Below are 15,736 nucleotides of genomic sequence, written 5' to 3' on the forward strand. Positions count from 1 at the left end.
GCCGAAACCCAGAACGTTGAAATCCAATCCGGCCAAACAGAGAGTGATGAGTGCCGACGACGGCCGCCCGCCCTCCAACGACTTGTTCGACGGTCTCGACTTCGACGAGGGACCGTTACTGTTCATCCGCGAAGTACTAACGAGTGTTCTCACCGTCCTCGCTGTTGGACTGATTCTTTTCGCTATCAGTGGCGTCTGGCCACCCATGGTCGCCGTCGAAAGTGGGAGCATGGAACCCCACATGCACAAAGGCGACCTCGTGTTTATCTCCGGCCCCGACCGTTACGTCCCCGACGCCGCCGTCGATGGAACCGCCGTCGTCACCGCCGAAACGGGAGCCGAAGTCGGTTATCGCTCCTTCGGTGGTGACGGAAGCGTCGTCGTCTACCACGACCCGGGCGCGGCTGGTCCCCCTATCATCCACCGTGCAATGTTCCACGTGGAAAAAGGTGAAAATTGGTACGACAAGGCCAACTCCGACTACATCTCCGCGGAGAACTGCGAGCAACTCGCTCACTGTCCCGCACCCTACGACGCGTTCATCACCAAGGGGGACAACAACCCGCGATACGACCAGGTGAGCAGTATCAGCGACCCGGTTCGACCCGAGTGGATACAAGGCATCGCCCGCATCCGCATTCCCTTCCTCGGATGGGTTCGCCTCACGCTCGCAAACACGCTCACCGTGTCTCCCGTCACCCCCGAAACGGCCGGGCTGATGGCGACCCCACCAACGGATGCTGGCTCTTCGATAGCTCTCGACCACGCGGCAGAACAGGCGGCAGTTGCCGAGTCTGAATCGTCAATCAGTGTCTCCGGCGTCTCCGGTGTGTCGGCTGTCGAAGTGACCACGACCACGCCGGAGACGGAACGGTCACGAACTGAACTGAAGACCGCTGGGACCGAGAGGAATGCGTCGGGTTCGAAATCGGAATCGAGAGCGGCGTCGAATCCGCCGTCGGGCGCGGTCGCGGCGTAGCTCTGGAATAGGAACGTCACGGAACGGAATCAGACTCTACCGCTTCGAATATCGAATCGCTACTCGATTCGTTCAGTTGTCGAATCGCGCTTGGACGAACGGTTGTGCGCTTTCGATATCGCCGAGACGGGAGTCCGTTAGGAGGACCGCCTCCGTCTCGTCGATGGGAACCGAGAGACTGATTTCCTTGGTTCGGCCGTACCGGCCCTTGGAGACGACGACGGCGTTGACGATGCCGAGCATGTCGAGTTCCGAGATGAGGTCGGTCACGCGGCGCTGTGTGAGGACATCGGCGTCGATCTCCTCACAGAGGCGCTTGTAGATGTTGAACACCTCGCCGGTGTTGATGTTGCGGACGCCGTTCTTTTCGAGCAGGATGATGGCAAAGAGGACGATTTTCGACTGCGTGGGAAGCGTCCGAACGACCTCGACGACGCGGTCGAGTTCGATTTTATCCTGCGCCTGTCGGACGTGCGCCTCTTCGACGGTGTCGGCCTGTCCGCGTTCGGCGAGTTCCCCGGCCGTTCGGAGCAAGTCGAGTGCGCGACGCGCGTCACCGTGTTCCTGTGCGGCGAATGCCGCACAGAGCGGAATCACGTCGTCAGTGAGCGCACCGCCTTTGAACGCCACGTCGGCGCGGTGCTGGAGAATGTCGCGGAGTTGATTCGCGTCGTACGGCGGGAAGACGATTTCCTCCTCGCCGAGACTCGATTTGACCCGCGGGTCGAGGAAATCGGTGAACTTCAGGTCGTTCGAGATACCCATGATAGAGATCCGCGAGTTGTCGAGTTCGGAGTTCATCCGCGAAAGGTTGTAGAGCGTGTCGTCGCCCGATTTCTCGACGAGTTTGTCGATTTCGTCGAGCATGATGACGACCACGCGTTCTTTGTAATCGACAGCGTCGAAGAACGTCGTGTAAACCCGGTCTGTCGGCCATCCCGTCATCGGAACGGTCTCCATCTCGTCGGCGTCGGCGGCGAGTTCGTCCGCGCGCTCGTCGATTTCGGCGATGGAGTCGTAGGGCGTCTCGGCGAGCGCGTTCGGGTCTTCGGTCGCTCGCGTGCGCATCTCGTCGAGTCGGTCCTGTTCCGCTTCGATGCGCTCGACGTTCTTTTCGATGAACTTGTTGGCGAGTTGCGCGAGCACGCGGTACTGCGTGTCTGTTACCTCGCAGTTGATATACTCGACTTCACACGGAACGTCGTACTTCTGGGAGGTCGATTCCAGTTCCTGACTGACGAACTTCGCACTCGCCGTCTTCCCCGTTCCCGTTTTTCCGTAGATGAGGATGTTCGACGGCGTCTCGCCGCGCAGTGCGGAGACGAGAATCGTCGCCATCTGGTTGATTTGGTCGGTTCTGTGCGGGAGTTCGTGTGGCGTGTACGATGGGCGAAGGACTTCCTTGTTCTCGAAGATCGGTTCGCCGGCGAGTAGGTCGTCGAACAGTCCCTTCGACCCCTCGTCGTCGTTCAAGACGACCTTGTCGAGTCCGACGTCGGGGTCTTTGTGCTGGTCGAGGTCATCGGCGGGCGTGTCGGTATCGGGACCGATGCTCGCCTGGATGTCGATATCCTCGGCGGATACGGCATCTTCGGTGGATGCACTGGTCTCAGCCGGTGTATCACCAGCCTCGGTGTCGTCATCGCGTCGAGGGTTGTCACCGTCTTCCCGTCGATTCCCTCCTCGTGAGTTGTCGTCCTCGTCCATCGTGTGTACCCCTTCGTTTCAAGTGGAATATTCGCCAACATCGGCCATTTCAGAGCTTGATGCCGGTAACGAACGGCATCTTCGCCTCGTGCCAGCGAAGGCGATTCCAGATGATGCAAAGGAACCAAACGAACAGTTGGTACAAAAAACTTACTTCTCCGACTTGTTCGACCCTCCACACCCGAAACGCGGGCGGAGAGGAGTGTTTCAACACGAGAGTTGGAGATATAATCGCGGGAGTCCGATGTGCCGAACTTTTCGGTACGGGTCGTTCGAGAGCTTTCGGTACGAGTCGTTCGGGAGAGGAAGTTCCCGCGTAATCCTCCGAGAGTGGAATGTTAGATGTACTCGTCTCCAAAGTGTTCTCGAAAGTTGAGTAGGTCCTCGAATAAGTACGAGGAGGTCGAGTGCAACCGACTAGGACGAGCGTGATGACCGGAGTCGGTTTGGTAGGAACCTAACGTAGAAACGAAGACCGAGAACTTTCGACTCGAAGCGGAGGGACGAAGGTAGCGTCGCAATCGGAGACTCGGTGCTGTCGCTGGATGCTTTCGCGTCGGCGAGGGTGATGCTCGGATTGTGCGTTGGTAACCGGGACGGCTTCGGGTCGAGTCCGAATTGGGCGGTTGACGGCGGAGCGACAACCCGACCACGAACCGAATTCGAAGCGGGTAGCTGGAGTAACCTAGGATGGAGAAGCGACGGTACCAGTGTACCGAGGTGAAAATTGGGTTGGAGAACCCCTTCGTTTCGTGTGGAAACCGGGGAAACAGGAATTAGCTGAAATGAGCAGGTAGCGACGTTTTGAGAGTCACTTAACCCCCCATTTTCCGTGCAATTAAGTGGTCGATCTCCAGTTCGACAGGAAAGCCTTGGTTCTCGGATGCCCCACACCCCTTTGTTTCGGGTGGAGACGTGAAACAGAAGGACGGGGGTCTCGGTGGCTTTTGTAAAGAGGTGGTTTTATTACTGATATTGTCCTACCATATCCGCACTGGGATAAAATCAATTATTGTTGTGGTGGAGGTAGATTGAATTAATACTCGACTGCCGTCTAGCGGTCACCCCCCACCCACCCCTTCGTGGTGTTCCACCCGAAACAAAGGGGTGGGGGTGTCCACCCGAGGTTTGTTTCATCCCGTGGCATCGCATACCACGACCCCAGTGCGTCAAGTAACACGCAGAGTGACAGACCGACCTAATACCACGTTTATTCGACCATTCAGACTGCCCACCGCTTCGTGTGCGCACACACGAAAACAAGAATGTAGAACACCTGCGAATTACCGTTTCCGACGCGACAGCGGGTTCTGACACGAGCTAAAGTATCGAATTCGTTCAGTTCGAGGCGAAGAGCGAGGGTTTCACTCTTTCTGTTGTTTTGTCTGGAACGTGACTGGTGTCTGACGTAGTGCTTAAGTGAGTCCGGTTGGGTGATACCTCCATACGCCCTCCACGACGTGGTCGGGAGGTGCGGGAGGCCCAGGATGGGACTGCTCACAGATCTCAGAGACAGCATCTCACGAGTCGTTGACCGGCTCTTTTCGGAGAGCGAGCCAAAGCGAATCGGTATTTATGGCCCGCCTAACGCCGGGAAGACGACTCTCGCAAATCGTATCGCCCGTGATTGGACCGGTGACGCAATCGGTCCCGAGAGCCACATCCCTCACGAGACCCGCCGCGCTCGACGGAAAGAGAACGTCGAAATCGAGCGAAACGGCAAGAAGGTCACTATCGACATCGTCGACACACCGGGTGTGACGACGAAAGTCGATTACAAGGAGTTCCTCGAACACGACATGGAAAAAGACGACGCCGTCCGCCGGTCCCGAGAGGCGACCGAGGGCGTCGCCGAAGCCATGCACTGGCTCCGCGAGGACGTTGACGGTGTCGTCTACGTACTCGACAGCACGAAAGACCCGATTTCGCAGGTCAACACGATGCTCATCGGCATCATCGAGAGCCAAGACCTGCCCGTGCTCATCTTTGCGAACAAGATCGACCTCGAAGACTCGAACGTCGAACGCATCGCAAACGCGTACCCACAGCACGAAACGGTCGAACTGTCGGCGCTCGAAGGGGAGAACATGGACGAAGTGTACGCCAAGATAGCGGAGTACTTCGGGTGATCTCCCATGCCTGAAGCAACGGCATCCGACAGCACCTCCGATGGGGTCCAGATAGACCTCTTCAGCGGGAATCGGATGGCCAATCTCACCAGCATGGAGAAGATTCGGCTCATCCTCGATGGCGTCCGCGACGGAAATATCGTCATCCTCGAAGAGGGACTATCGCCGGACGAAGAGTCGAAACTCATCGAGGTGACGATGGCCGAAATCAGTCCCGACGAGTTCAACGGCATCGAAATCGAGACGTATCCGCGCTCGCAGACCGCAGACCAGAGCTTCCTTGACCGACTCATGGGTCGGCAATCGACACAAAAGCTCACGGTTATCGGTCCTGCAAATCAGATTCAGACGCTCCACAAGGACGAGAATCTCATCAGCGCGCTCGTCTCGCGGAAGTAGGGGGCCGACGAACGCCAACACGCGCCATCCGGCGCTAACATCCACCAATGCCACATCAATGCACGACGTGCGGTAAGGTGTTCCCCGACGGCTCGAAAGAGATGCTTTCGGGGTGCCCAAGCTGCGGCGGCAACAAGTTTCAGTTCAAGCCCGCGTCCAGCACTGGCGGACCGGCGGGCGACAGTGACAACGCTCCGCAGACAGGCGGCGCCGGAACGCGGGACTTGACGTCCTCGGCGGCCGACGCGGTCCGCGAGCGGGCAGAACAGTCCCAGTCTCGTCCCGGAGGCGACGACGACACGATGACCGTCAGCGACTGGGCGAACGCACGAACGACGAGTGAATCTGCAGACTCCGGGCAATCGAAGCAACCCAACCGGTCGGCGGGGAAATCGACCGGTTCGTCGAACACTGCAAAACCGTCTTCGAACACCACCGAACCAAACGACTCGAACAGACCGCCTGCGGAGTCGAACGACACCGCCGGGTCAGAACACACTCGACAGACACCGGACGCTCCGAAGCAACAAAAGCGAGAGTGGGGGGAGTGGCCCGCCGCCCCCGACGACTCACAATCCGGCGATTCGAACCGGCGGGAGACGCAGAACCAACAACCGTCGAACGCGTCCGACGAGCGACGGCGCGATTCGGTCAAACGACAACCCAACCGAATCAACGCCCGTGAGACCGACGAAGACAACTCACAGAAGAGCGCCCGAAGCGAGGTCGTATCGCCGGAAGAACTCGCCGCCGCGGACGCGAACCGCCGCGAATCGGTCGAGACCCCGGTTGACCCGGAGACGGCACAACAACCGGTTGAGACCGCACCGACCGAGCGACAGTCTGGTACCGCTCCGAACGACGCCCCGACCGATACCGACGGTACGGTTATCGAACCGTCGTCCGACGACCGACCGAATCTCGACCAACTTCGTGAGGAACTCAACGACCAGTTCGAGAGTATTAAAATCGTCAACCCCGGTCAGTACGAACTCAACCTCATGGAGCTGTACGACCGCGACGAATATATCATCTCGCTCCGCGAAGACGGTCGGTACGTCATCGAAGTCCCCGACTCGTGGGGACCGGGCGAACGCGAAGACTAACCGTTCTCCGTTCCCACAGCTTTCGATGGGACTCCGGAGTATTGCCGTCTCCCCGCCGTTTCGGGTGGAACCCGAAGTCACCTCCTTCTAGTTGAATCGATTCGGGAGAGTCGCGGCGAACTCGATTTCTGCCCTACCATCGGCACAACCGTTATATATTATTGTTGAGAGTATATCTGATTGGGGAAGCGCTATGTCCAAATCGAACAATGAAAAAGTCGCTGAGTGGGCGTCGCTCCTTGGGGCGTCGCTCCCGACAGCGCGACCAGAAGACCCTGACATCGACGCCGCCGACAGCGCGAGCTAACGACCGCCACCGCGGTTTTCGTCGGCGGACTCGTTCACTTTCACCGTCCTCTGCGAACGCTTATTCGAGAGGACGAATAATCGTCACCGATGTCGGCTTCCGAGGACGTCGCGTACGTAGACCATCCGAAACTCGTTTCGTCGTTCATCGAACGACGACTCTACCAGATTCGACTCGCAGGTGCCGCGCGCGACGACCACACGCTCGTCTGTCTTCCAACCGGACTTGGCAAGACGACAGTGAGCCTTCTCGTCACTGCTGAGCGGTTACACGACTCCGGCGGGAAGTCGCTGTTTCTCGCGCCGACGAAACCACTCGTCCAACAGCACGCGGACTTCTACCGCGAGGCGCTGACCATTCCGGACGACGAAATCGTCGTCTTCACCGGCGACGTTCGGCCCGACGACCGCGCCGCGCTGTGGAACGATGCCCAGATAGTTATCGCAACCCCGCAGGTCATCGAAAACGACCTCATCGGCAATCGAATCTCACTGCGTGATGTGACGCATCTCACTTTCGACGAGTGCCACCGCGCGAGCGGTGACTACGCCTACGTCTACATCGCCGAGCGATACCACGCCGACGCGACCGACCCGCTCGTCACCGGGATGAGCGCATCGCCCGGAGGCGACGAGGAAGCCATCCTCGAAGTCTGTGAAAACCTCGGTATCGCCGACGTTGAAGTGATGACCGAAGAGGACGCGGACGTCGCCGAGTACACACACGACACGGATGTCGAGTGGAACCGCATCCAACTCCCGGACGAAATTCTGGAGATTCGGGACGCGCTCAACGAGGTTATCACGGATCGGCTGGAGAAATTGAAGCACTTGGGCGTCGCGCGCTCTACGAAACCCGACGTGTCGCAGAAAGACCTCAATCGGATGCGCGGAGAACTCCAGCGTCTGATGAACGCCGACAAGTCGGAGGGGTACAAGGGCATGTCAACGCACGCGGAAGTGATGAAACTCCGCCGAGCGGTCGAACTCGTCGAGACGCAGTCTGTCGAGTCGGTGCGGCGGTATTTCGAGCGTCAGCGTAACGCCGCTCGGTCGTCGGGCGCGTCGAAGGCAAGCCAGCGACTCGTCGCCGAGCCGAAAGTCCGCGAAGCGATGCGGAAAGCCGAGTCGTTCGACGGTCTCCATCCGAAGTTCAGAAAGACGCGAATCCTTCTCGCCGAGACGCTCGGTATTCACGACGGAGAGCGCGTCATCGTGTTCACCGAATCGCGCGACACTGCTGAAGCGCTCACGGAATTCCTCTCAGAGAGCTTCTCGGTCCGCAGATTCGTCGGGCAGGGCGACCGCGAAGGGTCCGACGGGATGTCGCAGAAAGAACAACAAGAGACACTCGACAAGTTCCGAGGCGGCGAGTTCGAAGTGTTGGTCTCCACCTCCGTCGCAGAAGAGGGGCTGGACGTTCCCGAAGTCGACCTCGTGCTCTTTTTCGAACCGGTCCCCACGGCGATTCGGTCCATCCAGCGGAAGGGTCGAACCGGCCGACAGGCGGACGGTCGGGTGGTCGTCCTCCTCGCCGAGGACACCCGCGACGAGGCCTACTTCTGGATTTCGCGGCGACGCGAGAAGACGATGAAAAACGAACTCCGCGAACTCAAAGGTGCCGCGGCCGACATCGAGGCCGAACTCGACCACTCACAACGGGGCCTCGACGAGTTCGCGGGCGGGGGTGGCGACGGACGTGGCGAGCGCGACGGTTCCACCGGAAATGAAGGGGTCGATGATGCGGATTCGGGAAGCGAGAACGCGGCGAATCCTGCGGCGGCGGAATCGACCACTGCCGCGAGCGCGACGAACGGACAGCCGGACCTCACGGAGTTCGCCCCCTCCGACGAGCAACTGGCCCGTGCGGAATCTGACGGCGAGCAGGACACGCCCGAGAGCGACGGCGGGGACGACGAGTCGGACCAGACCGCGACGATTGCCAAAGCGGGAACTGACGACGAGACAGGCGTCGAAATCGTCGTTGACCAGCGGGAACTCGACTCTCACATCGCTCGCACGCTCTCGAAGCGCGACGACCTGACGACGCGACTGGAGACGCTCGCTGTCGGCGACTACATCCTTTCGGACCGGGTCGCAGTCGAGCGAAAGAGCGTCTCGGACTTCCTCGACACGCTCACGGGCGGCGACCGCTCGATATTCGAGCAAATCGCCGACCTCACGCGCCACTACGCGCGTCCGCTTCTCATCATCGAGGGCCGCGGTCTCTACGAAGAACGGAACATCCACCCCGGCGCGATTCGGGGCGCACTCTCCTCTGTCGCCGTCGATTTCGGTGTGAGCGTCCTCTTTACCGAAGGCGAAGACGACACCGCCGAAATGCTCAAAACGATAGCCAGCCGCGAGCAGACCGACCGCGAGCGCAACGTGAGCGTCCACGGCGGCAAGAGCGCGAAGACGCTCGACGAACAACAGGAGTACGTCGTCTCCGCAATCGCCGACATCGGTCCCGTGACGGCTCGGACCCTGCTCGAAGCGTTCGGGAGCGTCGAGGCGGTTATGACGGCAAACGAAGATGACCTCCGTGAGGTTCGGGGCGTCGGAGAGGTTACTGCGGAACGAATTCGGGAAGTCATCGGTTCCGACTACCGCTGATTGTTCTCGGTGACTGCAGACACTCGTGGCCACTGTGACTGTGGGCAACCCGACTGACTCTTCCGAGAACCGAGACAGTTCTTATCACGATTCCTGATTATCTCCAATATTGTTGCCTCGAAGAAAACATTATGTGGCTAGAGACCAATTGACTACCCGAACATGAGTTACTATTTCTCACACACCGACAACCCGACCCGCCAGCGCGTGTTGTACGGCGAACCACAGCACGACGACAGCCACGTCGAGGACCGAGACATCTTCTGTACGACTGAGTCGTGCGCTGACGAGCGGAGTCTGTTCGTCCAGTGTACGCACTCACTCACCGCGGTTGACGACGGATTCACGCGCGTCGAACGCGGGTCTCGCCCGGTTCGGTCCGCTTGAGTCGGACTTCGAGAGTTCGGTGTCGGACTGCCGTCCTGTTAGGGGACGACGGTCATCGGGACGCTCTCGTCTCGGAGAACCGTCTCGGCGGCACTTCCGAAGACAGCTCGCTCGACCGTGCCGCTTTCGTGGTGTCCCATGACGACGTGGTCGTAGTCGTTTTTCTCGACCGTTTCGAGTATTTCCTTGCCGACTCGGTCGGCGGTCCAGATGTCCACCGTGATGGTGCTGAGTGCCGGTTTGTTCGGGAAATTGGCCGCGGAGAGTCGCTCCCGAGCGTCTTCGAGAATCGCTTCCGTCGCGTCTGTCTGTTTGTTCGTAAAGTGCACGACGTACGGCGTCGCTCCCATCCTGACTGCCATCTCGATGGCGAAGTCGAGAGCGCGTTTGCTCGCGTCCGTCCCGTCGATGGGGATGAGAATGTCCATATGGCAACGAGGTCCGCGAGGGCGTAAATTCTACCGGCGTCCGGTGCGGTTTCGAAGCCGACTATCGGTCGAGTGCGTCGATTGTCTCGGCCGCCTCACGCGCGACTTCGAGATATTCGATGACCTGCCGTGGGTCGTCCGTCGATTCCGCTTTCTCTGCGGCCCACGTCAGCGTCCGAACGAGCGACGCGCGCGCGCTCGACACGTCGCCGTCGATGTCGCGGGACGCGTGTTCGGTCGTCTCCCGAGTTCCCGCGGTGTGCGCCGAGGTCGATACGCGACGAGTCGGTCGGTCGGTTACACGGGGTTCCTGACTTCCGGCTGTCTCCGTTTTACCTCGAGTAGACGCCGCGGCGTCGGCTTCGGGGACACCGCCAGTTGCAACGTCGGAGCCAGACGTATCGACCTCTGCCGCCTCGGCATCCGAAGCGTTGACCTTGGAGACACCGGCGTCGGTCGCGTCACGGCCGACATCTTCAGGGTCTGATGCCGCCGTCACTCGTCCGTTCGCTCCCGTCGCATCTTCGACGGCGGCCCCCGAACCTTCAGCGGTGGTTCCCGCCGCACCTTCGGCGGTGGCCTCCGAACTTTCAGCGGCATTTTCTGCGTGTTGTGCTGTATCCGCGGGTTTGTCCTCGCTCGCCGCCGCCTGTTCACCGGACTGACACGTCGGACAGAACACCTGTCCCTCGTAGCGGAACAACGGGTCGCCACACTGGTCGCAGTGCTTGTTCGTCATCGTCGCACCCTGCAGTAATAGCTCGCTCATCCGCTGTGTCGAGCGACGTTTCGCCTCGTCTCGCTCGTACTTCTCACGAAGTCGCTGACGCTCCGCTTCTTTGTCGAAGTCGCTCATATCCGTGTGGACGCGACGTATGTCGAAAAACCCCACGGCGTCGCCGAGGGAGCGATGAGAACGCCCCGAGCCAACGCCGAATCTACCCACTCAATTCGTCAATTGACGAATAGATAATCGACAGACAGCGCTGTGGTGCCCGTTCCGAAACGTTTACTCGGAATCCACAGCGTCATTAATGTGGTATGACGAAAGTTAGCGTGATTGGTGCGGCTGGCACGGTCGGTGCCGCGGCTGGGTACAACCTCGCGCTTCGTGATGTCTGTGACGAGCTCGTGTTCGTGGACATTCCGAAGATGGAAGACAAGACAGTCGGACAGGCGGCGGACACGAACCACGGTATCGCCTACGACTCGAACACGGTCGTCAAACAGGGTGGCTACGAGGACACCGCCGGTTCCGACGTCGTCGTCATCACGGCGGGTATCCCGCGACAGCCGGGACAGACCCGTATCGACCTCGCGGGCGACAACGCGCCCATCATGGACGATATCGGTTCTTCTCTCGCGGAGTACAACGACGACTTCGTCTCTATTACGACGTCGAACCCGGTTGACCTGCTCAACCGCCACCTCTACGAGACGGGCGACCGCGACCGCCACAAAGTCATCGGCTTCGGCGGCCGCCTCGACTCCGCTCGCTTCCGCTACGTCCTGAGCCAGCGCTTCGACGTGCCGGTCAAGAACGTCGAAGCGACCATCCTCGGCGAGCACGGCGACGCGCAAGTCCCCGTCTTCTCGAAGGTCCGCGTCAACGGAAACGACCCCGAGTTCTCCGCCGACGAGAAAGACGAAATCCTCGGCGACCTCAAGGAGTCCGCCATGGACGTTATCGAACGTAAGGGCGCGACCCAGTGGGGTCCAGCAACCGGCGTCGCCCACATGGTCGAGGCTGTCCTGCACGATACCGGCGAAGTGCTCCCCGGCTCGCTCGTCCTCGACGGCGAATTCGGCTACGAGGACACCGCCTTCGGCGTCCCCGTCAAACTCGGTTCGAACGGCATCGAAGAGGTCGTCGAATGGGACCTCGACGACTACGAGGCCGACCTCATGGACGACGCGGCCGAGAAGCTCCGCGACCAGTACGGCAAAATCGCGTAAGCCGCTCTCACTCGTTCCACGCAACAGTTCCAACTTTTTTCAGTACCACCGCGCCGAGCGCGCGCCATCAGCCGGTCAGAGCCGTCGCTTCACTTCTGTCGCGGTCTTTTCGCCGACGCCGGGCACGTCGGTCAAATCGGCACGCGACGCCTCCCGAACCCCTTCGACGCTTCCGAATCGCGTGAGGAGCGCCTGCCGAGTCTTCGGTCCCACGCCGGGCACGTCGTCGAGGACGGTCTTCACCTCGTCGCGGAGGGTCTGGTGGTACTGAACGGCAAAGCGGTGGGATTCGTCGCGGACGCGTTGGATGACGTGTAGGTGCGGCGCATCGTCCGGCCAGTCGAAGGTTCGGTCGGGCGTGACGACCAACTCGCGGTCTTTGGCGATTCCGACAGCTGGAACGTCCCAGCCGGTTTCTTCGAGCGCGTCGAGTGCGGCGTTCAACTGTCCTTTCCCGCCGTCGATGAGGAGTAGGTCCGGGTCCGGTCTGTCGTCGCGGCCTTCGAGCGCGCGGGTCGCTCGCCAGCGGACGAGTTCGCGCATGTTCGCGTAGTCGTCGTTGCGTTCGGGTAGTCGCCGACGGCGGTAGTCGGCGGTCTCGGCGCTCCCATCGACGAAACACACGTCGCTTCCGACGACGGCCGTTCCCTGCGCGTGACTCACGTCGAACCCCTCGATTCGGGAGACGCGGCGAACATCGAGGTCGAGTTCGCGGGCGAGCGTTGCGAGTCCATCGTCGCGGCCGGCGCGACGGCGAGCGTTCTTCAAGGCGAGTTCGACTAACTTCGCCTCGCGGCCTGCGCCGGGGACGCGGACGCTCACGCCCTCGGATTCGAGCCACGAGACCACATCTTCGTCGTCGGGATGCTCAGAGAGAACGACGCCGTCGGGGAGTTCACGCTCGGCGTAGAACTGCGCGAGAAACGCCGAGAGGACGGCGGCTGTGCGGTCTTCGCCCTCGGGCGCGTCGAGGTCGTGTCGGGTTCTATCGACTAACTGCCCGCGCTCGGCGTGGAGTCGGGCGACCGTCGCGGAATCACCGCGGAGCGAGACGCCGAGCACGTCGATGGCGCGCTCGTCGGCCTGCGAGGAGACCGCGGCCTCGCCCGCGCCGTGGAACGATTCGACGACTGCCAGTCGGTCGCGGAGGTTGGCGGCGCGTTCGAATTCGTTTTCCTGCGCGGCGGTTTCCATTGCTCGGCGAAGTGGGTCGGCGAGGACGCCGGTTTCGCCCTCGAAGAACCGGACTGCAGATTCGACACCCTCCAGATAGGCTTCTTCGGCGATTTCGCCGGTACAGGGTGCCGTACACAGGCCCATCTCGTAGTCGAGACACGGCCGAGAGCGATTCGAATATTTGTGGTCCGAACAGCCGCGGAGACCGTAGGTCTCGCGGATTGCCTTGAGCACGGTCTCGACGCGGCCCTTGTCGGTGTAGGGACCGAACACCGTCGCGGAGTCGTCGGGGTCGCGTGTGACTTCGATTCGCGGAACCGAGTGGTTCGTCAGTTGGACGAGCGGGTAGGACTTGTCGTCCTTGAGGCGGACGTTGTATCGCGGTTGGTGTCGCTTGATGAGGTTCGCTTCGAGGAGCAGTGCTTGCGTCTCGGTGTCGGTGACGGCGAAGTCGATGTGTTCTGCGCGGGCGACCATCCGCGAGATACGCTCGGACCGCGGGTCGGCGTAGGACCGCACGCGAGCGCGAATATCGACCGCTTTGCCGACGTACAGAACCGTCTCACCGGCGACGAACTGGTACACGCCGGGGTCGGACGGGAGCGTACTTGCTCGTTCGCTGACCGCGCCTGCGTCCATCTGCGGTGGATTACCGCGCAATCGGCTTGAGGCTGACGCGTCGGGCCGGAACGTTCCCGGACTTCGAATATCGACTCCTTACTCCTTGACATCAATCCCGCCCTCGACATTGACGCCAGCCTTGCCCCGTCCCTCCGAAATAGACCCGTAGAACCAACTTCCAAATCTGAACTTCGCAATTCTAACTCCTCAAATATCGACTCCCGAAATAGTCACCATTGCATTCCTGTGTGTCGAAATGACTATTGTGTGTCGCTATATAGCGAACCTGCACATTCATTTTCAAAATTGATACTGTTCACGAAAATTACTCGTGTGTGGATATTAAACGTGGGTTCATATGGCACTCCGACTATTTGCTCATCTCCGGTCGTGGTTTGGCGACAAGACGCCAGTCACCGACGGTGGTACCGTGGCCGTCACCGCTGACGCGCCTGATTTGAACGTTGACGACGACGTCCTTCTCGATGGTGTCGGGCTTCCGGCGTTCGTTCTCGACGGCGACGGCCGCATCGCGGCGTGGAACTCGGGCGTCGAGTCGCTAACCGGCACGACTGCCGCGACGGCGCTCGGCCGCCGAGACCTCGGCGACCTCTTTTACGACGACTCGACGGCGACCGTCCTCGCGGACCAAGTACTCGACAATCCCGACAGCGCGGCCGAACTCGGAGGCATCGAACTGGACGACGCAAATCGCATGCTCTACGCCGCCGAAGAGACGTTCACCGGCGCCAGCGGCGCGGAGTGTCACGCTCGCCACACGGCGATGCCGCTCTACGAAGACGGCGAACTCGTCGGTGTCCTCCAGACTGTCCGCAACCGAACGTCGGAAGTCGAACGCCACCGCGAAGTCGCCGCACTCGTCTCCGAGATTCAAGAGACGCTGACGCAGTTGAGTCGCGGAAACTTGGACGCGCGGGCCACTATCGACGAGAGCGACGTCGTAGACGAACAACTCCTCCTCGTCGCCGACGCGGTCAACGAAACCGCACGCAACCTCTCGACGCTGGCTTCGAACGTTGAAGACGAAACTGAAACGGCGACTGCCGCCGTCACCCGCGCCGCGTCCGCCGCCGACAACATCGTCGAGAACATCGAAGAACAGCGCGACCTCCTTGATGAGGGCGCGACGCAGATGCAACAGTTCAGCGCCACGATGGAGGAAGTCGCGGCGACCGCTGACGAAGTCGATACGGCGGCCGCAGAAGCCCGGACGGCCACCGCAGAGGGCCGCGAGGCGAACAGTGAGGCGCGCCAAGCCACGGAGAGCGTCGTCAACATGAGTGACGAACTCGTTGACCGCGTGACCGAACTCGGCGACCGCATGGACGACATCGAAGCCGTCGTCGAGATTATCTCGGAGGTCGCAGAACAGACGAACCTGCTGGCGCTCAACGCGAACATCGAGGCGGCGCGCGCCGGGCAAGACGGCGACGGATTCGCCGTCGTCGCAGAAGAGGTCAAATCGCTCGCCGACGAGACGCGCCAGCACACAGAAGATATCACGGCGCAAATCGAGGGTATCCAGTCGCGGACCGACGAGGCGGTCACCGCCGCAACCGAGTCGAACGACCGCATCGAACACGCCGACGAGAGTATCACGGAGATGTTGGAAGCGTTCGAAGAGATCGCCTCGTCAATCGACACGGCCGCCGACGGCGTCGCCGAGGTGTCGCGTGCGACCGACGAGCAAGCCGAGGCGGTCGAAGAGTTGACGGCGACCATCGAGGACGTGCGGGACCGGACGGTCGATACCGAGGACGCGGCCGATAGCATCGTGTCTGCCACCGACGAGAGCACGCAGGCGCTTTCCACGCTCGCCACGGAAGTCGAAGAGCTGACCGGAAACGACATCTGAGGCGGCCAAGAGCGCGTTCTCTATTCGGTCGAGATGGGGTTTTTGCGAGC

At 60.8% G+C, this 15,736-nt stretch carries 12 protein-coding genes; 8 read left to right on the forward strand and 4 right to left on the reverse strand.

The window, feature by feature from the left end:
* The first annotated feature begins 46 nt into the window (after positions 1–46).
* Positions 47–979 carry a S24/S26 family peptidase gene (locus C440_RS09235; protein ID WP_008320138.1) on the forward strand — a complete coding sequence of 311 codons (933 nt, stop codon included), beginning with the start codon at positions 47–49 and terminating at the stop codon, positions 977–979.
* A 72-nt stretch (positions 980–1,051) separates the two neighbouring features.
* Here the strand turns inward: C440_RS09235 and C440_RS09240 are convergent, their stop codons facing one another.
* Positions 1,052–2,686 carry a Cdc6/Cdc18 family protein gene (locus C440_RS09240; RefSeq protein ID WP_008320139.1) on the reverse strand — a complete coding sequence of 545 codons (1,635 nt, stop codon included), beginning with the start codon at positions 2,684–2,686 and terminating at the stop codon, positions 1,052–1,054.
* 1,487 nt (positions 2,687–4,173) lie between these two features.
* Between C440_RS09240 and C440_RS09245 the strand changes: the two genes are divergently transcribed.
* The 5 genes from C440_RS09245 to C440_RS09265 all read left to right on the forward strand — a co-directional run bounded on the left by C440_RS09245 (position 4,174) and on the right by C440_RS09265 (position 9,629).
* A complete protein-coding gene (locus C440_RS09245; protein ID WP_004058835.1) occupies positions 4,174–4,815 on the forward strand; it encodes an Era-like GTP-binding protein in 642 nt (213 codons plus the stop codon).
* A 6-nt stretch (positions 4,816–4,821) separates the two neighbouring features.
* Entirely contained in the window at positions 4,822–5,214 is a 393-nt protein-coding gene (locus C440_RS09250) for a DUF2073 domain-containing protein (RefSeq protein ID WP_049915581.1), read from the forward strand.
* 47 nt (positions 5,215–5,261) lie between these two features.
* Positions 5,262–6,320 (forward strand): OapC/ArvC family zinc-ribbon domain-containing protein, encoded by a 1,059-nt coding sequence (locus C440_RS09255; protein WP_083894008.1) that lies wholly within the window; start codon positions 5,262–5,264, stop codon positions 6,318–6,320.
* Positions 6,321–6,716: 396 nt separating this feature from the next.
* Complete coding sequence (locus tag C440_RS09260; protein WP_008320144.1) at positions 6,717–9,242, forward strand: DEAD/DEAH box helicase; 2,526 nt, start codon at positions 6,717–6,719, stop codon at positions 9,240–9,242.
* Positions 9,243–9,404: 162 nt separating this feature from the next.
* Positions 9,405–9,629, forward strand: a complete 225-nt coding sequence (locus C440_RS09265) for a hypothetical protein (RefSeq protein WP_008320146.1) — start codon at positions 9,405–9,407, stop codon at positions 9,627–9,629.
* Positions 9,630–9,667: 38 nt separating this feature from the next.
* On the opposite strand, the gene C440_RS09270 is transcribed toward C440_RS09265, so the two are convergent.
* Both C440_RS09270 and C440_RS09275 read right to left on the reverse strand, forming a co-directional pair.
* On the reverse strand, positions 9,668–10,057 hold the full coding sequence (locus tag C440_RS09270; protein WP_008320147.1) for a universal stress protein: 390 nt from the start codon (positions 10,055–10,057) through the stop codon (positions 9,668–9,670).
* Positions 10,058–10,118: 61 nt separating this feature from the next.
* A complete protein-coding gene (locus C440_RS09275; protein WP_008320148.1) occupies positions 10,119–10,913 on the reverse strand; it encodes an Sjogren's syndrome/scleroderma autoantigen 1 family protein in 795 nt (264 codons plus the stop codon).
* 185 nt (positions 10,914–11,098) lie between these two features.
* Here C440_RS09275 and mdh point away from each other — a divergent pair, with 185 nt between their 5' ends.
* A complete protein-coding gene (mdh, locus tag C440_RS09280; protein ID WP_008320149.1) occupies positions 11,099–12,013 on the forward strand; it encodes a malate dehydrogenase in 915 nt (304 codons plus the stop codon).
* 75 nt (positions 12,014–12,088) lie between these two features.
* Here the strand turns inward: mdh and C440_RS09285 are convergent, their stop codons facing one another.
* A complete protein-coding gene (locus C440_RS09285; protein ID WP_008320151.1) occupies positions 12,089–13,828 on the reverse strand; it encodes an excinuclease ABC subunit C in 1,740 nt (579 codons plus the stop codon).
* Between the two features lie 340 nt (positions 13,829–14,168).
* Here C440_RS09285 and C440_RS09290 point away from each other — a divergent pair, with 340 nt between their 5' ends.
* The gene (locus tag C440_RS09290) at positions 14,169–15,686 is read left to right on the forward strand and encodes a methyl-accepting chemotaxis protein (RefSeq protein WP_008320152.1); all 1,518 of its coding nucleotides are present in this window, start codon (positions 14,169–14,171) and stop codon (positions 15,684–15,686) included.
* Positions 15,687–15,736: the final 50 nt, after the last annotated feature.

This window comes from Haloferax mucosum ATCC BAA-1512 (assembly GCF_000337815.1).
GTDB classification, from domain to species: domain Archaea; phylum Halobacteriota; class Halobacteria; order Halobacteriales; family Haloferacaceae; genus Haloferax; species Haloferax mucosum.

Bases quoted from the DNA above. Each gene is read 5' to 3' on its own strand.
- C440_RS09260 (WP_008320144.1), top strand. From the start codon at position 6,717: ATGTCGGCTTCCGAGGACGTCGCGTACGTAGACCATCCGAAACTCGTT.
- C440_RS09290 (WP_008320152.1), top strand. From the start codon at position 14,169: ATGGCACTCCGACTATTTGCTCATCTCCGGTCGTGGTTTGGCGACAAG.
- C440_RS09270 (WP_008320147.1), bottom strand. From the start codon at position 10,057: ATGGACATTCTCATCCCCATCGACGGGACGGACGCGAGCAAACGCGCT.
- C440_RS09285 (WP_008320151.1), bottom strand. From the start codon at position 13,828: ATGGACGCAGGCGCGGTCAGCGAACGAGCAAGTACGCTCCCGTCCGAC.
- C440_RS09255 (WP_083894008.1), top strand. From the start codon at position 5,262: ATGCCACATCAATGCACGACGTGCGGTAAGGTGTTCCCCGACGGCTCG.
- C440_RS09235 (WP_008320138.1), top strand. From the start codon at position 47: ATGAGTGCCGACGACGGCCGCCCGCCCTCCAACGACTTGTTCGACGGT.
- C440_RS09250 (WP_049915581.1), top strand. From the start codon at position 4,822: ATGCCTGAAGCAACGGCATCCGACAGCACCTCCGATGGGGTCCAGATA.
- C440_RS09275 (WP_008320148.1), bottom strand. From the start codon at position 10,913: ATGAGCGACTTCGACAAAGAAGCGGAGCGTCAGCGACTTCGTGAGAAG.
- C440_RS09265 (WP_008320146.1), top strand. From the start codon at position 9,405: ATGAGTTACTATTTCTCACACACCGACAACCCGACCCGCCAGCGCGTG.
- C440_RS09240 (WP_008320139.1), bottom strand. From the start codon at position 2,686: ATGGACGAGGACGACAACTCACGAGGAGGGAATCGACGGGAAGACGGT.
- C440_RS09245 (WP_004058835.1), top strand. From the start codon at position 4,174: ATGGGACTGCTCACAGATCTCAGAGACAGCATCTCACGAGTCGTTGAC.
- mdh (WP_008320149.1), top strand. From the start codon at position 11,099: ATGACGAAAGTTAGCGTGATTGGTGCGGCTGGCACGGTCGGTGCCGCG.